General features: G+C 52.8%; 20 protein-coding genes. 5 read left to right on the forward strand and 15 right to left on the reverse strand.

The window, feature by feature from the left end:
• The first annotated feature begins 336 nt into the window (after window positions 1-336).
• Together BM025_RS01800 and BM025_RS01805 are read left to right on the forward strand one after the other, a co-directional pair.
• Window positions 337-1,407 carry an ROK family protein gene (locus BM025_RS01800; protein WP_306455971.1) on the forward strand — a complete coding sequence of 357 codons (1,071 nt, stop codon included), beginning with the start codon at window positions 337-339 and terminating at the stop codon, window positions 1,405-1,407.
• Complete coding sequence (locus tag BM025_RS01805; RefSeq protein ID WP_085847193.1) at window positions 1,404-2,888, forward strand: CRTAC1 family protein; 1,485 nt, start codon at window positions 1,404-1,406, stop codon at window positions 2,886-2,888. The genes BM025_RS01800 and BM025_RS01805 overlap by 4 nt, the downstream gene beginning before the upstream one ends.
• Here the strand turns inward: BM025_RS01805 and BM025_RS01810 are convergent.
• From BM025_RS01810 to BM025_RS01835, 6 genes are all read right to left on the reverse strand, one after another.
• Window positions 2,885-4,219: a cytochrome-c peroxidase gene (locus BM025_RS01810; RefSeq protein ID WP_370738050.1), complete on the reverse strand. Its 1,335-nt coding sequence runs from the start codon at window positions 4,217-4,219 to the stop codon at window positions 2,885-2,887. The two genes, BM025_RS01805 and BM025_RS01810, sit on opposite strands and share 4 nt — an antisense overlap.
• A 208-nt stretch (window positions 4,220-4,427) precedes the next feature.
• Window positions 4,428-6,314, reverse strand: coding sequence for a bifunctional sugar phosphate isomerase/epimerase/4-hydroxyphenylpyruvate dioxygenase family protein (locus BM025_RS01815; protein WP_085847191.1), 1,887 nt, complete (start codon window positions 6,312-6,314; stop codon window positions 4,428-4,430).
• Window positions 6,311-7,162 carry a shikimate dehydrogenase family protein gene (locus BM025_RS01820; RefSeq protein ID WP_085847190.1) on the reverse strand — a complete coding sequence of 284 codons (852 nt, stop codon included), beginning with the start codon at window positions 7,160-7,162 and terminating at the stop codon, window positions 6,311-6,313. Before BM025_RS01820 ends, BM025_RS01815 begins: the two co-directional genes overlap by 4 nt.
• Window positions 7,162-8,667 (reverse strand): tripartite tricarboxylate transporter permease, encoded by a 1,506-nt coding sequence (locus tag BM025_RS01825; RefSeq protein WP_085847189.1) that lies wholly within the window; start codon window positions 8,665-8,667, stop codon window positions 7,162-7,164. The genes BM025_RS01820 and BM025_RS01825 overlap by 1 nt, the downstream gene beginning before the upstream one ends.
• The gene (locus BM025_RS01830) at window positions 8,667-9,242 is read right to left on the reverse strand and encodes a tripartite tricarboxylate transporter TctB family protein (RefSeq protein WP_085847188.1); all 576 of its coding nucleotides are present in this window, start codon (window positions 9,240-9,242) and stop codon (window positions 8,667-8,669) included. Before BM025_RS01830 ends, BM025_RS01825 begins: the two co-directional genes overlap by 1 nt.
• Window positions 9,243-9,369: 127 nt before the next feature.
• Window positions 9,370-10,368: a Bug family tripartite tricarboxylate transporter substrate binding protein gene (locus tag BM025_RS01835; RefSeq protein ID WP_085847187.1), complete on the reverse strand. Its 999-nt coding sequence runs from the start codon at window positions 10,366-10,368 to the stop codon at window positions 9,370-9,372.
• Between the two features lie 159 nt (window positions 10,369-10,527).
• Here BM025_RS01835 and BM025_RS01840 point away from each other — a divergent pair, with 159 nt between their 5' ends.
• Window positions 10,528-11,223, forward strand: coding sequence for a TetR/AcrR family transcriptional regulator (locus tag BM025_RS01840; RefSeq protein WP_085847186.1), 696 nt, complete (start codon window positions 10,528-10,530; stop codon window positions 11,221-11,223).
• Window positions 11,224-11,324: 101 nt separating this feature from the next.
• On the opposite strand, the gene trpA is transcribed toward BM025_RS01840, so the two are convergent.
• The 9 genes from trpA to BM025_RS01885 all read right to left on the reverse strand — a co-directional run bounded on the left by trpA (window position 11,325) and on the right by BM025_RS01885 (window position 21,317).
• Window positions 11,325-12,191: a tryptophan synthase subunit alpha gene (gene trpA, locus BM025_RS01845; RefSeq protein WP_085847185.1), complete on the reverse strand. Its 867-nt coding sequence runs from the start codon at window positions 12,189-12,191 to the stop codon at window positions 11,325-11,327.
• Window positions 12,188-13,381 carry a tryptophan synthase subunit beta gene (gene trpB, locus BM025_RS01850; protein ID WP_170842086.1) on the reverse strand — a complete coding sequence of 398 codons (1,194 nt, stop codon included), beginning with the start codon at window positions 13,379-13,381 and terminating at the stop codon, window positions 12,188-12,190. The genes trpA and trpB overlap by 4 nt, the downstream gene beginning before the upstream one ends.
• Before the next feature lie 2 nt (window positions 13,382-13,383).
• Window positions 13,384-14,316 (reverse strand): ABC transporter permease, encoded by a 933-nt coding sequence (locus BM025_RS01855; RefSeq protein ID WP_085847183.1) that lies wholly within the window; start codon window positions 14,314-14,316, stop codon window positions 13,384-13,386.
• A complete protein-coding gene (locus tag BM025_RS01860) occupies window positions 14,313-15,869 on the reverse strand; it encodes a sugar ABC transporter ATP-binding protein (RefSeq protein WP_085847182.1) in 1,557 nt (518 codons plus the stop codon). The genes BM025_RS01855 and BM025_RS01860 overlap by 4 nt, the downstream gene beginning before the upstream one ends.
• Window positions 15,866-16,783, reverse strand: coding sequence for a sugar ABC transporter substrate-binding protein (locus BM025_RS01865; protein WP_085847181.1), 918 nt, complete (start codon window positions 16,781-16,783; stop codon window positions 15,866-15,868). Before BM025_RS01865 ends, BM025_RS01860 begins: the two co-directional genes overlap by 4 nt.
• Window positions 16,784-16,807: 24 nt before the next feature.
• Window positions 16,808-18,295, reverse strand: a complete 1,488-nt coding sequence (locus tag BM025_RS01870) for a xylulokinase (protein WP_139204524.1) — start codon at window positions 18,293-18,295, stop codon at window positions 16,808-16,810.
• Entirely contained in the window at window positions 18,288-19,064 is a 777-nt protein-coding gene (locus BM025_RS01875; RefSeq protein WP_085847179.1) for a tryptophan synthase subunit alpha, read from the reverse strand. Before BM025_RS01875 ends, BM025_RS01870 begins: the two co-directional genes overlap by 8 nt.
• Window positions 19,065-19,214: 150 nt before the next feature.
• A complete protein-coding gene (locus BM025_RS01880) occupies window positions 19,215-20,174 on the reverse strand; it encodes an AraC family transcriptional regulator (protein WP_085847178.1) in 960 nt (319 codons plus the stop codon).
• Window positions 20,175-20,291: 117 nt separating this feature from the next.
• Window positions 20,292-21,317, reverse strand: a complete 1,026-nt coding sequence (locus BM025_RS01885) for an AraC family transcriptional regulator (RefSeq protein WP_170842088.1) — start codon at window positions 21,315-21,317, stop codon at window positions 20,292-20,294.
• A 141-nt stretch (window positions 21,318-21,458) separates the two neighbouring features.
• Between BM025_RS01885 and BM025_RS01890 the strand changes: the two genes are divergently transcribed.
• On the forward strand, window positions 21,459-22,235 hold the full coding sequence (locus BM025_RS01890) for an SDR family oxidoreductase (RefSeq protein WP_085847176.1): 777 nt from the start codon (window positions 21,459-21,461) through the stop codon (window positions 22,233-22,235).
• 44 nt (window positions 22,236-22,279) lie between these two features.
• On the forward strand, window positions 22,280-23,509 hold the full coding sequence (locus BM025_RS01895; protein ID WP_085847175.1) for a styrene monooxygenase/indole monooxygenase family protein: 1,230 nt from the start codon (window positions 22,280-22,282) through the stop codon (window positions 23,507-23,509).
• The last annotated feature ends 1 nt before the right edge of the window (window position 23,510 follow it).

Here is a 23,510-nt window from a genome sequence, read left to right on the forward strand (position 1 = left end):
ACTCATTAAATTTAATTTGCAAAATAAAAGATGTAAGTTTTTGTAGAAATATTTCCAAAAACACTTCATTGTGGCGAAACTCAACGTTTCTATCACCAATTACGGCCAATAAAATAGGAATATGTTTAGGTGCTGAAATATAATAAAGATAACTTGATATCAAATGGTTGCGGCCCCCTTCTGCACAGAGACTCGCCCAATTCCACGCCGTTACGGCAGAAAATCTTTCAACATGTCCGTGCCGTTGGATGTACAGCGCGCGCAGATATCACGCGGTCCCTGCAAATCAGTGCGGGCAGCGCAACGACCCAGACAGCCGACCTAATTGCTGCGGGCTTGTTACGTGAGACCGATGAACCTGCGCGTGAACATGGGCAGGGCGAACTGGGTCGCGGGCGTCCACGGGTGGCATTGGAAATCGTGCCAGAGGCGGCTTATGTTATCGGCATCAAATTATCATACACGCAACACTCGGCCGTATTGTGTGATTTTGCAGGAAATTTGATTGCCACCACGGCGTGCCCCACGTCCGTTATGCGCCGTAGCCCCACGCAAATGTTGGATGAGATTGCAGACTTGATTGAGAACGTGACCCAAAAAGCTGGCATGCAGGCCGATGACATCAAAGCCGTCGGGGTTGGGTTGCCTGGGCTTATTGATCAAAACAGCGGGACGATCAGATGGAGCTCATTGCTTGAGGGCGCGCATGTCGATCTTCACCCAGAGTTTGCCAAGCGGTTTAACGCGCTGTTGTTTTTGGACAACGACACAAACATGCTCACATTGTATGAGCTATGGTTTGGCTCTGGACGCGATAAAACCGACTTTGCTGTGGTCACCGTTGAGACGGGCGTTGGCATGGGGTTGGTCGTGAACAATCGACTGTATCGGGGCACGCATGGCATGGGACTTGAGCTTGGGCACACCAAGGTTCATCTCGATGGGGCCTTGTGTCGGTGCGGTCAGCGTGGCTGTCTCGAGGCGTATTTAGGCGATTACGCCCTCACACGCGAAGCTCAAACAGCATTAAATGTCAATCACTTAGATGCACGCCGCCCCAAAGAGTTATTGGATTTACTGTTTGAACAAGCCCAAGCTGGCAATACGGCAGCGCAAACTATTTTTCGGCGCGCAGGGCGCTATTTGTCGGTTGGGCTTTCAAATGTGATTCAATTGTTTGACCCACCACTTATCATTTTGTCGGGTGAGCGCGTGCAATGCCATTATCTATATGCGGATGAGGTCTTGGCAGACATGCAAAAGTTAACCTTGTCGAATGATCGACAACCTTGCGAAATCCAAATCCATCCATGGGACGATTTGGTCTGGGCGCGTGGCGCCACAGCGGCAGGGCTTTCTGCACTGACCGATACAATGGTTGGCGGGCTAGAGGTTCAAACTCCATGAAAATAGCGGCTTTTGTCATCTGCGGTCTCGCCCTGCCTGTTGGGGCAGACCCCCTGTTTGAGAACCGATCAAACGCCCTGCCCAAACATATTTACGATGGCGGCTGGGAACACTTTGTTGGCGGTGGAATTGCGGTTTTTGATTGCAATGGTGATGCATTGCCCGATGTTTTTGCTGCTGGCGGTGAAAACCCTGCCACGCTGATCCGCAACGACGGGAACTTTACCTTTACCGCGATGGATGTACCCGCGTTAAAGGGGGTAACTGGAGCCTATCCGATTGATATGAATGCAGACGGTCAGATGGATCTGTTCGTTTTGCGGGTGGGGCAGAACCGAATTCTCAAAGGGATGGGCGATTGTGTTTTCACTGACGCAACAACCACTCTAGGGATTCCGCCCGACAATGATTGGAGCACCGCGTTCACAGCATGGTGGGAAAACGACGCAGAACGCCCGACGCTGGTGGTCGGAAATTACGTTGATCGAGATGATCCCGATGGCCCATTCGAGGCCTGCGACACCAACAGTATTTTGCGCCCCTTTGAACATGGTTACACAAACGAAACCTTGCAGCCGGGATTTTGCCCGCTGTCCATGCTCGCCGCAAATGATGCACGCGGCAAGCCAACACTACGCCTGTCCAACGACAGACATTATTATGTAAGCGGTGGGCACGAACAGATGTGGGACATCGCAGACCAACGGTTTCTGGGCGCAGCAGACGGTTGGAATAACATAGCGCTTTGGGGCATGGGCATCGCCAGTCGCGATTTGAATGGCGACGCGGTTGATGATGTTATGCTCACCTCGATGGGGGATCAATTGCTGCAATTTGCCATTCCAGGCGGAGGCTATGTCGCGGCAGATTACGCACTGGGCACCTATGCGCAACGCCCCCATATCGGTGATGATGGGCGCCCCTCGACCGGATGGCACGCAGAATTTGGCGATATCAACAATGATGGCCGTGCAGATTTGTTTATCGCCAAAGGCAACGTTGACCAGATGCCTGGAATGGCGATGCAAGACCCCAACAACCTGTTGATGCAGCGCCCCGATGGAACGTTTTATGAGACGGCTGTGCAGGCTGGCATCGCCTCAACAGACCGCTCACGCGGTGCCGCTTTGGTCGATTTTGATCGCGATGGCCGCTTGGATTTGATCGTTTCAAACCGCCGCGCGCCGTTAGAGGTTTATCGCAATGTGACCCTAAACACGGGTCATTGGATCACGGTCGAGCTTCAACAAACCGACGCAAACCGCAATGCAATCGGCGCGGTGATGACTGTCACGACAAACGCGCGTTCGCAAGTTTTACAGCAAACGATTGGCGGCGGTCATGCCGGCGGGCAAATGTTGCCGCGCCACTTTGGTTTGGCCGATGCAACGCAAGCCCAAGTCAGCGTGATTTGGCCAGATGGCACCAAGACATCTGAAATGGTGTCGGCCCGCAGCAATGTTGTGATCAAAAAGCCCTAGTCAACGGTGTCAACCGTGGGAACTGCCAGCCCGCTGGGCACGGAGACAGGTGACCCCAAGCGCCCTGTGATGCTGATCGGGTCTGTGAGTGAATGTAGAAATGCGACGATGGCCGCCACGTCGTCTGCGCTTAAGCTGGCCGGTGGCGATGTGACCGCGGCCGCAATTGCCGCCACCTGTTCTGGGTCATCCAATACCTTAAAATCGTCGCTTTCAAAATCCGGCACTATGGCCTGCGTGCGGTCATAGTGCGCAAGGCTTTGCGCTGGATCACTGTGATCCGCCACAAATTGCGCCAGATCGCGGTGCGCGCCCGCATGGCCATAAGGTCCGGTCAACGCCACATTTCTCAAAGAAGGCGTGCGAAACGCATAGCGATCTTGTTCGCGCCCTGTCACACGAAAGCGGCCATCATCTCTGGTGTGGTCTTCGAATGTGGCTGATTTTCCAGGCCCGATTTGCGGCGCTGCCATCGCATGAAATGCATGATCGGTCAAAAACGGCCCCGAATGGCACGTCGCGCAAGCGCCTTTGCCGTAAAACAGGTCTAGCCCTGTTTGAGCCTGAGCATCAAGAGTATCAGTGCCCCGCAAAACAGCGTCAAACGGCGCGGTGTCAGAGCGCCATTCGTAAGATACAAAGGCCGCAATCGCGTTTGAAATATCTGTAAACGCGATATCGTCAGGTGTATTTATGTGGGGGAACAGCGCCACGAACCCATCCGCATATTCTGGAATATCTGCCACGCGTCGCGCCAGTAAATCCCAAGCGCCGCCCTTGCCCGTTATGATGCCCTGACGCACATTGCGGGCGATGTCGTTTTCACGATGCGATCCCGCCATTTCATCACGGCTAAGCACCGGAAACATGGTTTGCGCCGATAAAACCGATACGAACCCGTCCAGCATGTCCGATCCCATTGGCGTGCGAATGCCGTTTGGCTGGTTTGAATCTGCTTCAAGGCGACCATCGTGAAATAGAGTCGTAAATTCCTTGGCACCTAGGTTGAAAAGCCCGGTGGCATTGCGGGGAATTCGCTCTTCTGGAACGTTATTCGGATCGACGTGGCGCGACGGCCCCATGCCAATACCGCCATCGCCCAAAGACAACGAAACGCCATCTGACGTGCCGAGTTTGGGGTGATGACAGGTCACACAGGCAACGTCGCGGTTGCCCGACAGGATCGGATCATAAAAGAGAAGCTGACCCAACTGGGCCTCAAGCAAGTCCACAGCAACATATGATTGATCAGTCACAGGAGACGGCAAATCTTGCGCCAATGCTGGCATGAGTGATGTCGTAAAAAGAAGAGCTGCACTGGGAATTTTCATATGAGATGCCAAAGTCAATTTCATGCTGGGTTGCGCTCTTACCTATTGAATAGGGTCGAGACGCGCAAAGAAAAAGCGACGTTTTCTGTTTGAATTCGCCAGCTCTTTGCCCCCCGAAACCAACAAAGGTACATTTTACGCAGCAGTTGTATTTGGCGATTTTTTCACAAAATAGCGACTGATAAACAGTCCCGATTGAGTGTCCCAATCACAACTTGGGCATTCCTTTGGGGCGCATCAACCGCTTTTGAGCCGCAATTCGGAAGGGTGCATTTGGGGCGCCATAACCATTATAATTTCCCCGCCGCTCAACAATTTCAAAGAACATCCCCCCCGCATAGGGCTTGGAATAAAACTGAAAGAATGCCCCTTGTGCATCTTCATCATATAGAATGTTCCCGGCTTTTAGCGCGGCGAGCATGTCTGTGGGCAGATCGAAACGTGCCACCAAATCGGCATAATAGTTTTCCGACATCGGCAAGGGATCAAAGCCCAACTTTGCCATCGCGGCAGCCGTCGCAAAGATATCACGTGTCGATAGGGCAATGTGTTGAACCGAAGCACCAAAGCTGTCGGCCAGAAAGTTTCCGGCCATTGTGCGATGGGTTTCCGCCCCATTGAGTGTGATGCGCAGTGACCCAGTGCCTGTTTCCAACGCCTGACTGCGCACCAATCCGTCTGGATCCACGACATCGACCATTGGTGATTTTTGCATCTGAAAGAGTGTAGTGTAAAACAACGACCAACTGAGCATTTCATCATAGCTCATGGTCTGCGCAAGGTGATCAATGCATTCCAGACCAGCATCGGTTTTATCGTCTGACGCATGAGCGAATTCAACAGACCATACGTCACTCAAGCCGCTTGATTTATCAATGAAATGCAAAACGCTGCCGCTTTGACCACGGATAGCAGGAATGCTCAGCTCGCCGGGGCCAATGGCCTGTTCGAAAAGATCAGCGCCCAAAGACTTTGCTCTGGAAACCGTCTGTGCTGCGGAATCCACCGATATTCCGATGTCGCATACAGTCGTACCGTGCATGGCGTAAGCACTGCTGGCATAGCCTGACGTTTCTCGGTTAATGACAATTCGAATGTCACCTTGGGTCCAAAGTGAAAGCTTCTTTGCAATGTGATTGCCTGAGTGTTGAAAACCAAGGGTCTTCAAGATGGATTCTAGTGCTTGCGCGTCTTCACCTCGTGTCGCGAATTCAACGAATTCGATCCCTTCAACGCTGGAACGCTCAGGCATTTTAACCAAATTTTGGGGTGCAGGCTGCGCGTCCCTTTGTACGTCATCCATCAATGCGACAAGAGAACGATAGCCGTCTTTAGCAACAGTCTTAGGGTGTCCGCCACGAAATTGATCGTTGAAAATCTCTAAAGAAATCGGGCCGTTATATCCTGTCGCCATCACGGCTTTCATAAAGTCAACGATGGGCAAATCACCCTCAAAGGGCATGTTGCGAAAATGGCGGGACCAATAGAGCAGATCCATGTCGATCAAAGGTGCATCGGCAAGTTGAACAAAAAATATCTTGTCGCCCGGAATGCGCCGGATCGTTTCTGGATCAATTTTACGTGCCAAAGTGTGGAAGCTATCAAGCACCAAGCCAACATTTTCATGGTCTGCGCGGCGTACAATTTCCCAAGCATCGCGGTGATCGTTGACATGACGCCCCCACGCGAGCGCTTCAAACCCGACCCGCAGATCACGCTTGGCTGCGCGTTCGCCCAACGCGTGAAAGTCGGCCGCTGCGCGATCGATACCACCAAGGGCCTCTGGGTGACATGACGAGCAAACCAATACCAGATCCGTGCCCAATTCCTGCATCAGGTCAAACTTACGTTCTGCGCGGTCAAATGCCTTTGCACGCAGCGGTTCGGGCAATCCTTCAAAGTCTCGGAAAGGTTGGAACAAAGTGATCTCTAGACCCATTGATCGGATCAGATCGCCCACCTCTCGGGGATTGCCATCGTGGGCGATGAAATCTTGTTCGAAAATTTCGATGCCATCAAAACCCGCAGCGGCAATTGCTTCAAGTTTTGCGGGCAGGTTGCCAGAGATCGAAACCGTTGCAATAGATGTTTTCAAAGCGCATCTCCCTGAATAGCGTCGCGAAGTTCCGACGGATTAAGATAAGCATTTGTAAAGATTTTCCACGCATCCAAGCCCTGTTCAAAGAAAAGCTCATACCCCGAAATTACCGTAAGACTGGCCAGCTTGGCATCTTGCAAAAACTGTGTTTCTACAGGGGTATAGACAGCATCAAAGGCCCAACTTGCCCCCTGCATAGCGTCAGCAGGCAAAGAGGATCCACCAATCCCAACCATGCCCAACGGGGTGCAATTGATAAGTCCATCCGCATCTTTGGCGGCAAGGACCGCATCGCTTGATGTTTCGATCAATGTGTCGGCCCCAAGGGCGCTCAAAGCCTGAGCAAGAGCCTCTACTTTGGCCGCATCAAGGTCGACACATCGAATGGTTTTCGCATTAAGGGCAACCAGACCAAAAGCCACAGCCTTGCCCACGCCACCTGTGCCAATAAGGCAAACTGTACCGGGGGGTTGCCCCCCCCGAACACTTCGGTAGGCATTCATAAACCCAGTGTAATCCGTGTTGAACCCTTTGGGACCATCAGCGTCGAAAACGACCGTATTGACCGCACCGATGGCACGGACCAACGGGTCGCAAACGGTCACTTTGGACGTTACCAATTCTTTGTAAGGGTAAGTGACATTGATCCCGCGAAATCCATCAATGCGCGCTTGCTGAAAGACGTCATCAAACGAAAGGCCCATGTCCTTGGGGATGAGCCTGTCATATGTGACATCTAATCCAGCCAATCGTCCAGCGGTGCGATGTAGCCGCGGCGATTTAGACCGAACAATATTGTCGCCGATCAAACCAAGCTTGATGGTATTTGTATGAGTGGATGTCATCACGATGTCTTTCTAAACAAGCGTTTTTTCAGTATCGCCCAAAGCGGTGTTTGGCTCACAAAAATCAAAATCACGGCCACGAACAGCACCAAAGAAAGAGGGCTTGTGAAGATGCCATGGAAAAACCGGCCCAGTTCTTCACGCTCAGAAATGATGGCACGGCGCCAATTGTCATCAAGCAGACGTGACAGGATGACGCCCAAGATCACAGGCCCCAAAGGATAGCCGTAATGACGCATGAAATAACCAAAAACACCAAAGCCGAGCATCCAATACACATCGGTGATTGAATTGTTCACCGCGTAGGCCCCGACAATCGATAAAAGCAGGATGAGAGGAATAATGATTGACCGCGGTATCTCAACGATCTTGGTGAATATCTTAATGCCGGTTAGGCCAAAAATTAGCATGAAAATATTTGCGGTGAATAAAGCACCAACAATGAACCAAAACATATCTGGCTGATCGATCATCAGCATAGGTCCGGGGTTCAAACCGTGAATGAAAAGCGCGCCAATCATGATTGCGGTGACCGCATCACCGGGGATACCCAAAGTCATCATCGGAATAAACGCGCCACCAACAGCCGCGTTATTGGCTGTTTCCGGCGCAACCAGCCCTTCCATTGCGCCTTGGCCGAATGGCACCTTAGGTTTCTTAGTCACCCGTTTTGCGTGATCATAGGCCATCAAAGCCGCGATATCGCCGCCTGTTCCTGGCAAGGCCCCTATAATGACCCCAATGGTTGACGTCTGCAGGGAAAGCGGCAGGTATTTTTTGACAGTCCCAAACGAGGGGACAATTCTGTCAATCTTTTGGCGAACCGCTTTCATGTTGACGTTTTGCAATTGCATCAACGCCTCAGACACGCCGAACATACCGATCATCACGGCGATAAAAGAAATCCCACCTTCCATGATCTGAAAATCAAACGTGAACCGTTCCGTAAACGTCAGCGGGTCACGCCCTACGGCACCGATGGCAATGCCCAAAGAACCCGCAAAAATACCTTTTATCATCGATCCGCTGGACAAAGACCCAACCAAAAGGATGCCTAAAACCGCCAACAGCATGTAATCACGTGGCTGAAAGCTCAGCGCGAATTCGGACACAAACGGGGCTGCAAGAGCCAAGACCAAAATACCAATCAAACCGCCAAAGAAAGACATGACTGTCGTGACGCCGATTGCCTGACCAGCCTCGCCGCGTTGCGCCATAGGATAACCATCCATGGCGGTGGCAATCGCCGAAGGCGCGCCCGGAATGTTCAGCAGAATTGCTGTACGCGACCCGCCATAAACGCCCCCCATATAGATGCCGACCATCAACGAAATCGCGGGATATACATCCCACGAAAAAGTAAAGGAAATCAGGATGGACACGGCCATGGTGACCGAAAGACCGGGAATGGCGCCGATATAAATACCAACAAAGGTGCCCACACCGACAAGCACAAGCAGATCAAGTTGGGTGAAAACTGTAAATATAGCGAGAAACGTATCCATCAGGATGCTCCTGCGGACATAAGGTTGCGAAAATACTGAATGAACTCAGCTTCGGGCAGAACGCCTGCGGGCAAAAGCACGGTAAACACCACACGAAAAACGATCCAGATCACAACCAAAGATCCTAATGCAACGGCCAGCGTGTAACCCCAGCCCCGCTTGGCAAGCACTTTGATCGCAACAATGAGAAACACTGCAGCCGTCAGGACAAAACCCAGTGGTTGCAAAAGCAAACCGAACACAATCAAAAAGCCAATAAAAAGAACCACTGTTCCGGGCAGAATATCTTTGGAAAGCGTTTCGGTTGTGACCTTTTTCAAGCGGGCCGTACGCAAGACCACCGCAAAGGCCGAAATGGCCATCACCAGCGTTGTGGCCATTGGAATGGCACCGGGGGCGGATAAGGCATCAAATCCAGAGATGCCATAGGCACTGTAAAGCAAAAACAGGCTGGCGAGTGTCAGAAATATTGCGAAAGCCAATTCGCCGGGGCGTTGTTTTTCGACATATCCACCAGGTATTGCATCAGATGTGCCATCGTGATGATCCATGTCGCCTCTAAACTCAGGATGCATGATCCACTCCTTATTAGGGATTGATCCGACTCCTCCGCCGGACTGTAAAGCGCCGCCCACAATTGTATGGTGTGGGCGGTACCCAGTTTAAACGGCCTTTAGACCATCCGACAAAGTCGGTTATGCCTTATGGACGGGCGATACCGAACTCTTCTGGAGACGTCTTAGCCAAGCCCGAGTCCTGAAGAAGCCAAGCCGTACCCTGCTGCCACTTCGACAGAAAGGCTGTCGCTTCAGCACCACTGATACCCATCATGGTAAAACCACGATCTTCCATGAGCTTCATGAAGTCAGGATTTGCAGCCCCCTCTGTGTAAGCGGCGCTCAGTTTGGCCACGACATCATCTGGCGTATCTTTTGGCGCGAAAACACCAAAGAACGGCCCCCAAGGCAGGTATGTGTTGTAGCCGTCATTGAACGACGTCACGAGCGGCACGTCCGGCAGATTTTCGTTCTGTTCGACATCAAAAATCGCAATTGGCTTTATCGCACCCGCACGGATGGTTTCAATTGCAGCGCCCAAAACAGCAGGCATTACGTCAATCGCACCACCTTGCAAGGCTGTCAGTGCTGGACCATCACCATCATAAGGGACAGCAATTACATCCAGTTCACCTTCGACGGTGTTCATCATAGCGGTGATGACCGACGGAAGACCACCCGGCCCTGTTGAGCCCAAGCGCAACGCGCCAGGATTGCTTGCGATGTAATCCAGCATACCAGAGTAATCATCAAACGGTGCATCTTTATTGGCCACGAGAATTGGCGTGCCGCGTGCCAAAATGTTGATAGGTGTGAATTCAGAATAGTCTTTGTCGCCAAGCCCCATCACTTTGTAAAGTAGTGGGTTTTCAGCCCCCATAAGCAACGTGTAGCCGTCAGCTTTTGCCCCAGCGACATGGTTGAGCGCGATAGCACCAACTGCTCCGGTCATGTTCTGCATAACAACCGTCCCACCAAGCGCCGCTTCGGCGTGCGGTGTGACCGACCGCATCACGGTATCGGTTGATCCACCAGCACTCCATTGAATGATGCCTTGAATTTCTTTGGTTGGGTAATCCTGAGCCACTGCAATGGTGGTGCTTAGTCCAAGCGCAATTACTGCGCTGATCAGTTTACGAGACATTTTCGTCCTCCCTAGGTGTTTTTTTAGTCGACGATTCGCTCCTCGCATCGCCTCCACATACCTCCTTATGTACCTCTGGGTTAATTTGTCAACAGAATGTACCCAAGGGTTAATTTTGTGCTACTGCTTAAGAATCACAAGAAACTGAGAGGCATTGAAATGGATAAAGATACTGATACAGCAGGACAAAAGCGAAAGACCACTTGGAAAAAAGACCCAGCAGCTGTCAAAGAAAATATCCTAACAATCGCTACTGAAGAATTTGCAGCGCATGGTTTGTCAGGTGCAAATATCAACGAAATTGCTCGAAAGACAGCGACGTCAAAACGGATGATTTACTATTATTTTGGCGACAAAGAAGGGCTGTATCAACACGTGCTTGAGCGGGTGTATTCGTCACTTCGCAACGAAGAACAGATGCTGAATGTTGCAGACCTTGCCCCCATCCCTGCCCTGCGCCGCCTGACAGAGGCAACGTTCGATTCACACGTAAACAACCCTCAGTTCATCCGCCTTGTGATGATCGAAAACATTCACAATGCAGAGTACGTTAAAAAATCAAAAAGTATCCCAAAGCTGAACAAAGCCATCATAGACAAACTGACTGACGTTTGTGAACGCGGCAAAGCAAGTGGTGTTTTGCGCGTGGATGCTGATCCACTCGAACTCCACTGGATGACCAGTTCGGCAAGCTTCTACAATGTCTCGAATATGGCAACGTTTTCAACATCTTTTGGGGACAGCCTTTATACAGAACAAGGCCAGAAAAGATTGCGCCAACGCGTTGTCGATATGGTTCTAGGGACCGTGGTTATTGGGTATCAGCCAGACACACCCAGTTCCAATTGCGCCTGAAACCAATGAAATAGGCGTCAACGGTTCTGTCGCAATCCTAAGCTCGCTTGATGCGATCTATCTGCTGTAATCCTAACCTGCGGACGCTAAGGCCAAATTCGTCATTTAGAAGATGCATCTATGGCAGTTCGATAAAGTGAAATCTGCTCTGCGACATAGTCCAAAAATGCATCACCATCCTTGTCACCAAGGTCCTTATCACCACAATCCAAAACGGCCTGAAACGTATCAATCAACGCTGTGGCAACGATGACACCATCCGCCACCTGCCCGACGTCCGCCGCCATCTTGGGTGTTTTCACACCAAACCCGACCATGACAGGCAATGTGCTTACCTCTCGGCAGCGCGCCACACCTTGTGCAATCGCGTCAATAGATGCCGAAGGGCCGCCAGTTGGGCCCACCACGGGGATGCAATACAAAAAGCCGCCCACAGCCGGATGATCTGACGTGAAATCCTTGGCCTCAAGTGTCGGGGCCGCCATAGGAATCATGAAAATCCCCTGTTCCGCCAAAGCATCAAGCAAAGCGTTTGCTTCTCGTAAAGGGAAATCACCAGCGATTAACCCATCCACACCAGCAGCGGCGGCACGTTCGGCAAAACGCTCATACCCCATCACAGCCAATGGGTTGGCATAGCCCATCAACACCAGTGGTGTCGTCGTATCGGTTTGGCGAAACGCCGCGCAAAGCTCCAGCGTACGGGTCAAATTTCCGCCTGCAGCAAGTCCGCGAATGTTGGCTTTTTGGATGGTCGCGCCATCAAGGATAGGGTCCGAAAACGGGTGACCAATTTCGATCAGGTCAATGCCAGACGCAACGAACCTATGCATCAAAACCAGAGACGCCTCAAATGACGGATCACTCGCAACCGTGTAGGTCACAAACGCAGGTCTGCCCTCGCGTTTGAGCCGCTGAAACATCACATCAATCCGGCGCGTGTCAGGTGTCGTTGCGGCTTGCATCATGGCGTGGTCTCTTCCAGTAAAGTTTCGATATCTTTATCGCCAGAAGATTGCGCCATCACGACGATAGATTGATCTGGGGACAATTGCGCGGCAAGCTGCTCTGCTGCGGCCAATGCGTGCCCTGCTTCAAGACACAGCAAAATGCCCTCGCGCTGCGCAAGACGCAAAACCGCGTCCTTTGCTGCGGCGTCTGAAATGGCCATTGTTTCTACACGGCCAGTTTCGACAAGATCAGCCAATTGCGGCGACGAACCGGGATAGGACAGTCCCGGAGCAATAGATCCCGTCGGAATAATTTGACCGTGCACATCAGACAAGACCATCGTTTCAGCCCCATGAAAGATGCCGCGACGCCCACGTCCTAAACGCGCCGAATGTGCGCAAGCTTCGCCGCCTGTGCCTGCGCCTTCGACGGCCACCAAGCGTGCTTGTGTGTCCCCCAAAAAGGCGGAAAACAACCCGATGGTAGAAGACCCGCCGCCCACAGCTGAAACATAGATTGCGGGCGCCAGCCCGTGGTCGATCAATTGCAGACGAGTTTCTCGCCCGATCACAGCTTGGAAGGCTGCGACCATTTCAGGGTAAGGGTGCGGGCCAATCGGGGCGCCAGCCACATAGGTGGTTGTGTCGCTATGCCCCATCCAATGGCGTGTCGCAGCACTGGTCGCAGCACTCAGCGCACGGTCCGCATCTTTCACGATCTGAACCTGCGCCCCAAACAAACGCATTTTGTTAACTGCACTGGGTTGGCGTGCGGCGTCACTTGCGCCGATGTAGATTGTGCATTCCATCCCGAAACGTGCCGCGACCGCCGCCGTTGCGATTCCGTTTTGCCCAGATCCAGTGTCACACACGACAGCATTGAGCCCCATGCGCTTGGCCAACAGGCATTGCCCCACAGCGGAATTGGCATAATTGCCGCCGTTGAAAGTTAGATCATCGCGTTTCAAGACAATTTGAGCACCGCCTTCGCGGGTCGAAAAGCGTGGAATGTCGAAAAGTGGCGTTGGTCGGCCCACGTAACGATTGAGAAGCAAAGTCAGCGTTTCGCGGAACTCCGCATCGCGCCATGCGTCTTGAAACGCGGTTTCTAACCGATCCAGAACCGGCAACAAAACCGGTGCCACGAATTGTCCGCCGAAGCTGCCGAAACGACCCGCTTTGGCGATGATGTGTGTCTCATGGCCCATGGTCATCGCCCCTGCGCACCGGTTCGGCGCACCAACACGGCAGCCAGAATGATCAAGCCAGTGATAATATCTTGCATAAACGTAGAGACGCCAAGGATTGTCAGCCCATTGCCCACCACCGCGATGATCGCCGCGCCAACCAGCGTGCCGGGAACATTTGCCTCCCCTTCACGAAAGGCCGTCATCCCCAGAAAAACAGCGGCATAGGCAGACAATAAGAAACCTCCACCGCCCGTTGGGCTGGCGCTGCCGATGCGTGCCGTGAGCAACATCCCAACAAGTGCCGCCAAAACCGCAGATGCGATAAAGGCAACCATGGTGTTGGATACAATCCTCACCCCCGCCAAACGTGCAGCTTCTCGGTTGCCCCCAATCGCATAAAGGCGGCGACCGATTTCGATTTTATCAAGCACCAGCCAAGCCATGATCGCCACGCCGATCAACCAAAACGTCAAGATCGGGATGCCAAAGCTTTTGCCACGTGCAAGATCGCGAAAGCCTGCGGGAATATCGCCAAACAACGTCGCGCCATTTGAAAGCCAAAATGTAATGCCGCCGATGATTGTCCCAACCGCGAGCGTCGTGATGAATGACAGGACTTCAAACCGCGCAACGATGAACCCCGAGACAGCGCCAAACACACCCGCAGCAGCAAGAACCGCAAGGCAAGCCAGAGGCGCGGGGACCCCCAGCTTGAATAAGAACACCGAAAAGATGCCGCCAAAGGACACGACAGAAGCGGTCGACAGGTCGAATTCTCCGACGGCCATCACCACAGTGGCACCGATTGCAACAATCGCCAAAAGGGTCATTTGCTGCGTGATATTGATAAGATTGGACGCAGTGCCAAAAGCCTGCGGGGATGCGATTGAAAAGGCGGCGATGATCGCCACAAGCGCCACCAAGGTCCCGTAGCGGCGGACAAAGGTTGTCATACTTGGGTCTCTTTCTCTGTCTGGTGTTGAAAGGCTGCGTCAATGACGCGCGTTGGAGTAAGGCTGTCGCCGGTCAGTTCGGCGGTGATTTCACCGCTTGCAAGCACAAGCACACGTGCGCTCAGCGCCATAAGTTCGTCCATGTCACTGGTCGTCATCAGCACGGCCGCCCCCTGTGCCGCAAAGCGACGTGCAAGCGCGTGAATTTCTGCTTTGGCACCGACATCAACGCCGCGACTTGGTTCATCAAGGATAAGCAATCGTGTTGCCTGTCCGAACCAACGCCCGAACAAAAGCTTTTGTTGATTGCCCCCCGACAGTGTCAGTGGGCCATCCCAAGGCGAGCCCATTTTAACCGATAATGTTGATTGTACAGCTTCGCTGCGTTCAACCATCTTACGGCGGCTTGTCCATGGCATCCCCGCCTGATGGCGGACTTTGGGCAGTTGCGACACAGCAAGATTATCAGCGATTGAGCGACTGGTGATCAGCCCTTCATTGCGCCGATCCTCGGGGACATAGGCCGCGCCTTTGGCAATACGATCACTGATACGACCAGCGCGCAGCACTTTGCCATCCAGCTCGATCTGTCCGCCAGCATGTGGCTGTGCGCCCCAAATCAGTTTCATCAATGAAGATCGCCCAGCGCCCACCAAACCGTAGAGACCGAGAATTTCGCCAGCCCGAATATCGAAAGACACTTGAGTGCCGCGAGATCCGTAAGGCACATCGCGCACACGCAACACCACAGGGCTATCGGGCGCGGGCATCTGTGCAGCGCCGCGCACCTCTTCGCGTCCAGACATCAGATGTACCAGCCCAGCGCGATCCGTCTCGGCAATACGCCCTGCCCCGACAGTGCAGCCACTGCGCAGTACCGTAAAGCTGTCGCAAATCTGCATAACCTCATCAAGGCGGTGCGAGATGAAAATAACAGCCACGCCTTTGTCCGACATCTTTTTGACGGCTTCATGCAGACGTGCGGCTTCGCCATCAGACAAAGATGCGGTAGGCTCATCCATGACGATCAAACGCGCAGGTGCGCCAATGAGCGCGCGGATGATTTCAACCAATTGCTTTTGCCCTGTCGTCATTTGCCCCACAGGAATATCCAGCGGCAAATCAGGCGCAATACTGCGCGCGGTCTCTTCAATCGTGCGCCGCATGGCTGCGCGGTCAATGAACGGCCCCTTGCGTGGATATGGTCGCCCGATGAACGCGTTTTCTACGGCCGTGAAATACGGCACAAGGCTAAGTTCTTGGTGGATAAACCGAAAGCCCAAAGACTCGGCATGTTGCACCCCAGCGATGGTCACGGGCAAACCATCGACCAATATTTCACCCGCATCAGGCACGATCAGCCCTGACAGGGTTTTGATCAAGGTCGATTTGCCTGCACCGTTTTCTCCGACCAAGCTGTGAACGGAGCCAGCCTCAACCACGAGGTCAGCACCATCAAGCGCCTTGGCGCCGCCAAAGTGCTTTTTCAATCCACGCAGCGTCAAAAAGGCATGATCTGCGCGCAAGGTTAGATCCGGCTCCGGCTTTGTCATTTACAGTCGACTCCGAGACTTTCCACGGTGATCGGAACCGCCGCCACGTAGATTTCGTCGCTTTCAGCGGTGCCACCTGCGAGAATTGTCTCAAGTTGCTGCGCGCCGATTTGCGCCATGCCTGCAAAATCTTGCCGCAAAGACATTTTGTAATGGGTGCAAGACTCGATCATATCCACGGCTTGCTCGTTGCCGTCGATCCCCATGATAATGGCTTTTGACTCTGGTGCTTCTGCTTCAAAAGCCAGTTCAGCGCCGATGCCTGGATCGTCAAACGCGGCCCAAACGCCATCAATTTGATCGCCATATTGGCGCAGGATGTTTTCCATCGCCACACGCCCATTGTCCACGGGGCCCGGTACCTGAACAAAATGTTCGGCAATCACATTGATATCGGGATATCTGGCCAATGTTGCGTCCAGACCCAATTCACGTTGGTAGACACCCGGATGGGCCGAATGGAAGAACTTGACGATATTGCCTTTGCCGTCGAGCGCCGTGAACAAGGCTTCGGACAATTGCACACCAAGATCAAAGTTGTTCGATGTCACATTCACAGCGACATTTTCAGCCTTTGCCCCATCAAGCGAGATCACTGGAATGCCCGCGTCAGCCGCCAATGCCACTTGATCCGCGATCAATTCAGCCGTAGTTGAAACCAACACAATCGCATCCGCTTTTGCGTTAACCGTGTCTTCCATACGCGAGGCCAACTGCGCGAAATCATTGCGGGTGTCGATAACCGTCACGTTCCAACCACGCGCCTCGCCCTCGGTTTTGAACGCCTGAACCATATCGTTTGTGGGAATGGAACTCATGTAAGGCGTCAAAATATTGACATCCGTCGCGAGCGCAGGAAGGCTGCTACAGGTCGCAAGCGTCAGCGCAGTAAGAGAAACTTTCAAAGTCGTCATCATATATCTCCTTATAAGTTGGGGTTAAGTTGGCATCTTTTTATGATGCTCTTTGGTGTTGAAAACAGTAATCGGTTCCAGCGCGTCAATCGCGCGCAAATAGGCCTCAAACATGGCGTCATATCGGTCTTTTTGGCGAAGGTCTGGTTCGAAAATCGCCTCGACCCGCGTCATGTTTGGCACGGCACTTTTGATATCAGGAAACGCGCCCAAACCAACGGCAGCCATAATCGCAGCGCCAAGACACCCGACATCGCCATATTCGAACCTATGCAGCGCAATACCCAGAACGTCTGCACGAATCTGGCTCCATAAATCTGAGCGCGCACCGCCACCGCCGTATAGCAAATAGTCAGGCCGCGTTCCTGCAGCTTGGATCAAAGCATCAAACAAATGACGCGCGGACAGGGCAACGCCTTCCAAGACCGCCATGGCAAACTCCGGACCTGCCGATCGGCTGTCCAGCCCGATAAACGATCCACGTATGTTAGAATTCCAAATTGGCGCACGCTCGCCTTCGAGTTGCGGCAAGAAAAGCACGTTGCTTTGCGCACGGTCCGCTTGCTCAGCCAGCGCGATCAATTGCGCAGGTGTCTTTTCCACAACGTCGCCCCACCAACGCAGACTGTCCGCGCCACTTTGGGTTGGGCCTGCGTTCACCACCAGCTTGTCTACCGTGGCAAATGTGACAACCCCAGGCGCGCCAATACGTTCGCTGCCCACCACTGACAAAATTTCACTTGTACCGCTGACATACATGCCCTGCCCCGGCGCAAAAACACCGCAGCCAAACAGGTTGCCCCATGCATCCATCGTGCCGGCAACCACAGGCACTTTGCGTACATGACTGCCAAGCGCCATCTCTCCTACGACATCGGTGAAAAAGCGCAATGGGGGCAACCGCTCTGCAGCCCCCGGCATCAAATCAAGAAGTGGTGCGATGTATTCCAGATCCGCGCCCACCTGGCCGAAAGACGTGATGGGATCAGAAACGGCAGCCCCCGTCAGTTTGAAGAGGCAATAATCCTTGGGCGACAAAACATAGCGCGTGCGATCCCAAATATCAGGATGTGTTTGTGCCATCCATTGCATTTTGGCCATAACATGACTTGCGCCAATCGGCATATCCGTGCCCCACCAAGCCTGTTTGAGCGCTGGCGAAATACGATCATTCAGACCCTTAGCTTGATCAGCCGAACGCACATCTTGCCATGTGATTGCGGGACACAGCGGTGTGCCTGACGCATCAACAAACACTTCAGTATTGACCTGACTGCACATGCCGATGGCCGCCACGCAATTGGGATCGCGGTTCTGAAGCAAGGCATCGATCGCATCGCGAATGCCATCCAGCCAATCTTGTGGATTTTGCTCCACCAATCCTGGGCCAGGGCGCGAGGTGGGATAGGACCTGCTCCAATGATCCACAACCGTACCATCAATGCCAAACAGACCCGCCTTCACGGCTGTTGAGCCGATGTCAAAACCGATGATTAATGTATCGTCACGCATCAAGGCCACTCCGCAAATCTATCAATAAAGACGCCAACGCCTGCGGCCCCTCAAGTGCGGCCCGCAAAACTTGCGATCCGACAATCACCCCATCTGCGCCAAACGCAAGAGCCTCGCGTGCTTGCATCCCATTCGAAATTCCAAATCCCAACAAGATTGGAACACTCACACCAGCGGCACGCAGATGCGTGATCCTATTGCGGCTTTCAGGGTCCAGAACTTTTCGCGGTCCTGTCTGGCCTGCACTCGCCTGCAGCATAACGTAAAACGCTGCCTTTTGGGCAGCCGTCACCCCCTGCTCTGTAAGCGGCACTTCAATAAACGCCGAAGGAGCAACACCCGCGCCAATTGCAGTGTTCTGGATTTGTTGTGTAATAGCGTCATTGTTGCGAGAGACGATCAGACAACTGTCTAACCCCGCCCAAAACTCAGCATCAGCATACCCAGCATGTTCAGCTTCACCATAGCCCATCAGCAAGGCTTTCGGAGCGATAGTGCGCTTGGCCAAGCGTTCCATAATCGCATCCAAATTTGCCCGAGCGCGGTCAGAATTGGCGCGTTTCATAGAGGCGCGTACATCTGGCCCATCCATAAACGGATCGACGGCTGACAGCCCAATTTCCAACACATCGACCCCTTGGTCGGCATAAACGTCGATCATATCCAACGGTATTTTAGGATCTCCCAGAGGGAAATAGCAGCTCAACAGCGGCTTGTCGCTTTCGAAGTGAGGCGAGGCTTTCCGTAAAGATCGTCGCGGCATCTGCATGTCTATCCTTGTCAAACCCAACGCGATTTACCGCATTCGGCAGTGCTTTAAAGTTAAAGGAAAGAGAAATGAGATGTTGGGTTTGGTCAAGAGACAGAATGCGACACGCAACCGTATTGTGCAGGATGCGGATAAAACTACAGGCACGCGCTATTCTTTTAAACCAAAACCTCTCCGTCGGTCGGCCAAAGGGAGCACCCCAAAGGTTTTTCGGTACTGCCCCGAGAACCGGCTTTGATGCGGCATACCAACTTGTTTGGCCACATCCGACAAGGGCAAGTTTCCAGTTCGGATCAAGTGACGCGCAGCGTCCATGCGGATACGCATCAACACCTCATAGGGTGGCTTTTGATAATACCGCTGAAACCCGTCATAGAGAGCCCGCTCAGAAACGCCGACATCTTGCGCCACATCTGCAATCGCCACAGGCATGTGAAAACGCCCACGTAAAATTTCAACAGCAAGGTGGACATGACGCGGTGTGGCATAAAGGCGTTCGGGCACGGGTGACCCATCGCGAAAATACGGTAAGTTTGAAATCAGCAAATCAACGACAGTATCAATCTTGCGCTGAAACGCCTCTGTGTCGGCAGAATCGAAGCGATCCACAACATGTGCCAAACCACGCATCGCCTGCGTCAGAGATTTCCCGTGTGCTGTCGCAAGTTCGACCACAGGATCAAACACAATGTCCGCACTCATCCGACGGTGCGCCCGCGCTTCAAACGCAGTTTGGATAGACCTTTGGCTTATTTGCAGCATCCATTGGTAAGTATCAGGACGCCACCGCGAACGAAATTTCTGCCCCGGCGACAAAAAGAGCGCCCGTCCCGGAAGAGACAGCGCTTGCTGCTGACCAATGGCGATATCAACGCCACCCCGAAGGGGCATCTCGAACATGTAAAAATCTTCAAACCCATTCGCTTGTACTTCGATCTCAGAGCCATAGCTCAAAGTATTGAAAGCTTGTTTGCCCAAAGAAGCCGAGACATGAGAAAACTCAACAGAACGCATACCAAATGGCACCAAACGATGGCGGCAAAACGATTGTGAAAGATGCGCTTCTGCATCTTCGAAGCGACCACTGGAAAAGGTGAGCGTAGAGTTCATGGGCCTGCAATGCTTAGGTAAGTGCAGACACAGCCGTGGGACTGTCTGCGTGCAACAAGTATGCGTCAGAATCAAAATCTTGCAAGTGCAGGCATCATACGTGTGCAAATTGGGCGATCAGAACGACCCAGCCCCATCCATTCGATGGGCCGCCCGAAGGGTCTCAACTGGCGTGCAACCATACTTTTTGCGATAAATCTCAGCAAACCGTCCAAAATGGAAAAAGCCAAGCTCGGCAGCAACACCCGTCACGCGCGTCTCTTGAGAGGGGTTGGACAATTCCTCCCATGCCTGTTCAAGTCGCAAATCACGCAGAACAGTCATCGGCGAGCGTCCGTATCTAGTTCGAAACGCCCCTTGCAGATTGCGCACGCTGGTCCCTGCGGCACCCGCGATATCTTCAATCATGATCGGTGCACGCAGATGCTCGCGCATATAGCTTTCGGCGGTACGGATAATGCGCGGCATCGGGCCCGTTTGCCCCAATGAGACATCAGGTAAATTGTGCGATTGGGTTTGCAGCAGTCCGACCAACAAGGTGCGCTCTAACTGCTTACTCAAAAGTGTCCCTCCTCCCAAAAGCACATCGCCTCGCTCTGCTTCTTTCATCACATAATTCACAATCCCCAGAAACGCTTTGCCTTCCCCGCTGCGCACATCGTTGGCACCCGCGAATTGAAGCGTGGCCCCTGCCGGCAAACCAATCTCGGCACGCGCCACCTCGATCAAAGCGCGCTTTTCAATTTGGATCATCACCTGCACACAACATTCGCTCCAAATCATAGTCGTCTGAGCTTCGGGGTTGATCACGCCACTGGTCCCCCCCCCAATGTCATGCTGGTTGGCCCCGTTGTTAATCGACGCATGCCCCCGAACCGGAAACTGGAACAGATAGAAGTCCTCTAAAGCGCCGGGTGAGATCAAAGTCTTGGCGCCATACGTCATGACGTTGACCGACAAATCCGTGCCACTGATGCGGTTATGCTGCGCAGCAAAACGCTGCTGGCCCATGATTTCGAGCCGATGATCACAATAAACCTCGGCCACCTCGGCACGTGCTTCATCAATATCATAACTCGCGAAAAGCGCATGATTGCTCATCGGAAGCGTGCTGATGTTTGCGGTTGAGTGAAACAGATCCATACGCCTCCTTCCAAGAGATTGATTGAGCCTTAAAGCAATTAATTGCGTAATTCGGATAGTGGTTGCGCACAAAGGATAGCGCAGGTTTCGACACTTTGGCCAAACTTTTCTCACAAAATTGAAACAGGATGGAACACTGGCATGCGTGGATTGACAAACAAAGTGGCAATAGTACCCGGCGGTGCAACAAAAATTGGCGTAGCTGTCGTCGATGCTTTCAAAGCACATGGCGTGAAAGTTGTTGTTGCAGATATTGACGCCGAAAGCGGTGCAAAGCTGGAATGTGATGGTGTGAAATTTGTGCGCGCTGACCTGCGCTCGGATGAAGATCTTGCGCGCGTGGTTGCTGAGACCAAACAAGCGTATGGCCGGATCGATTTTTTGGTCAACGTGGCAGCGACGTACCTAGATAACGGCGCTGAAAGCACGCGCGCTGAATGGTTGGAGGCGCTGGATGTGAACCTTGTCGGTTCTGTGATGTTGATGCAGGCAGCCCACGACGAGCTTAAGAAAAACAAAGGTGCTATCATCAACTTTGGATCAATTTCTGCACGCGTGGCTCAAGCTGGACGCTGGCTTTACCCTGTTTCCAAAGCCGCCATTTTACAACTCACCCGCAATCAAGCGATGGACTTGGCCCCAGACGGAATTCGCGTCAACGCGGTGTCGCCGGGCTGGATTTGGTCAAACATCATGGACAATTTGTCCGGTGGTGATCGTGTGAAAACTGACAAAGTTGGCGCAGATTTTCATCTGCTCCCGCGTGTGGGCGACCCCGAAGAAGTCGCCAATGCCATCATGTTTTTATGCTCTGACGAGGCCAGCTTTATCACTGGCACCGATTTGCGTGTCGACGGTGGGTACACCGCAATGGGACCAGAAGCTGCCATCGCAGCAATTCCGCGACTCATCGACTGACATCACCCACAAAACAACAAAAATAACGCCAACAGGAGATAAAAATGAAACGCATTACCATCATCGGAGGGGGCCACTCTGGCCTACAATTGGGCATTGGCCTGTTACAAAAAGGCTATGATGTCAAAGTCATCCAAGACCGCACTGCAGATCAAATTGCGAACGGCCGCGTCACCTCTTCGCAATGCCAATTCGATGCCTCACTACAACACGAGCGCGATTTGGGCCTACATTTTTGGCAAGACGACTGCCCACCAGTCGAAGGTATTGCTTTTGCGGTTGCAAACCCCGAAGGGCCGGGCAAGGCCATCGACTGGGCCGCACGTCTTGAAAACCCCGGACAATCTATTGATCAGCGTGTTAAAATTCCACGCTGGCTGGCGGAGTTTGAGCGCCTTGGTGGTAAACTTGAGATCAGACTTGCCGATATCCCTTTGCTCGAATCCGAAGCAAAATCCCGCGATTTGGTCATCGTTGCCTCAGGAAAAGGCGATATCAGCAAACTGTTTGAACGCGATGCTGAGCGCTCGCTATTTGATGCGCCACAACGCGCTTTGGCCTTGACTTACGTGCACGGTATGACGCCGCGTGATGAATTTTCTGCTGTAAATTTCAACCTCATTCCAGGTGTAGGCGAGTACTTTGTATTCCCGGCTTTGACCAAATCTGGCCCTTGCGACATCATGGTATTCGAAGGCATTCCAAATGGCCCCATGGACTGTTGGCATGACGTGAAAACACCAAAAGATCATCTGGCAAAATCCCAAGAAATTCTACGAACTTATTTGCCTTGGGAAGCCGACCGTTGCGGTACTGTTGAACTGACAGATGAGGCAGGAATGCTTGCTGGGCGTTTCCCGCCAACGGTGCGCAAACCTGTCGGAATACTGCCATCAGGTGCAAAAGTCCTTGGGCTTGGCGATGCGGTTTGCTTAAACGATCCGATCACGGGACAAGGCGCGAACAACGCCTCAAAGGCAGCAATGGTGTATCTCGATGCCATTTTGCGCCACGGTGATCAGCCCTTTGATGAACCTTGGATGGCGGCAACGTTTGAACGGTTTTGGGAATATGCTCAATGGGTTGTACGCTGGACAAACATGATGCTTTTGCCACCGCCCCCCTTTGTTTTGGATATCATGGGGTCCGCACAAGGACTGCCAGACCTGGCGGGACGTATCGCAAATGGGTTTGATGACCCGCGTGATTTCTTCCCATGGTTTGCTGAACCCGCTGCGGCCACAGACTACCTTTCCAGCCTTCGAGCCGCGTAAT

It is taken from the genome of Pacificibacter marinus (assembly GCF_900109555.1).
Classification (GTDB): domain Bacteria; phylum Pseudomonadota; class Alphaproteobacteria; order Rhodobacterales; family Rhodobacteraceae; genus Celeribacter; species Celeribacter marinus_C.

Bases quoted from the DNA above. Each gene is read 5' to 3' on its own strand.
- BM025_RS01805 (WP_085847193.1), top strand. From the start codon at position 1,404: ATGAAAATAGCGGCTTTTGTCATCTGCGGTCTCGCCCTGCCTGTTGGG.
- BM025_RS01810 (WP_370738050.1), bottom strand. From the start codon at position 4,219: ATGAAAATTCCCAGTGCAGCTCTTCTTTTTACGACATCACTCATGCCA.
- BM025_RS01820 (WP_085847190.1), bottom strand. From the start codon at position 7,162: ATGACATCCACTCATACAAATACCATCAAGCTTGGTTTGATCGGCGAC.
- BM025_RS01825 (WP_085847189.1), bottom strand. From the start codon at position 8,667: ATGGATACGTTTCTCGCTATATTTACAGTTTTCACCCAACTTGATCTG.
- BM025_RS01830 (WP_085847188.1), bottom strand. From the start codon at position 9,242: ATGCATCCTGAGTTTAGAGGCGACATGGATCATCACGATGGCACATCT.
- BM025_RS01835 (WP_085847187.1), bottom strand. From the start codon at position 10,368: ATGTCTCGTAAACTGATCAGCGCAGTAATTGCGCTTGGACTAAGCACC.
- BM025_RS01840 (WP_085847186.1), top strand. From the start codon at position 10,528: ATGGATAAAGATACTGATACAGCAGGACAAAAGCGAAAGACCACTTGG.
- trpA (WP_085847185.1), bottom strand. From the start codon at position 12,191: ATGATGCAAGCCGCAACGACACCTGACACGCGCCGGATTGATGTGATG.
- trpB (WP_170842086.1), bottom strand. From the start codon at position 13,381: ATGGGCCATGAGACACACATCATCGCCAAAGCGGGTCGTTTCGGCAGC.
- BM025_RS01855 (WP_085847183.1), bottom strand. From the start codon at position 14,316: ATGACAACCTTTGTCCGCCGCTACGGGACCTTGGTGGCGCTTGTGGCG.
- BM025_RS01860 (WP_085847182.1), bottom strand. From the start codon at position 15,869: ATGACAAAGCCGGAGCCGGATCTAACCTTGCGCGCAGATCATGCCTTT.
- BM025_RS01865 (WP_085847181.1), bottom strand. From the start codon at position 16,783: ATGACGACTTTGAAAGTTTCTCTTACTGCGCTGACGCTTGCGACCTGT.
- BM025_RS01870 (WP_139204524.1), bottom strand. From the start codon at position 18,295: ATGCGTGACGATACATTAATCATCGGTTTTGACATCGGCTCAACAGCC.
- BM025_RS01875 (WP_085847179.1), bottom strand. From the start codon at position 19,064: ATGCAGATGCCGCGACGATCTTTACGGAAAGCCTCGCCTCACTTCGAA.
- BM025_RS01880 (WP_085847178.1), bottom strand. From the start codon at position 20,174: ATGAACTCTACGCTCACCTTTTCCAGTGGTCGCTTCGAAGATGCAGAA.
- BM025_RS01885 (WP_170842088.1), bottom strand. From the start codon at position 21,317: ATGGATCTGTTTCACTCAACCGCAAACATCAGCACGCTTCCGATGAGC.
- BM025_RS01890 (WP_085847176.1), top strand. From the start codon at position 21,459: ATGCGTGGATTGACAAACAAAGTGGCAATAGTACCCGGCGGTGCAACA.
- BM025_RS01895 (WP_085847175.1), top strand. From the start codon at position 22,280: ATGAAACGCATTACCATCATCGGAGGGGGCCACTCTGGCCTACAATTG.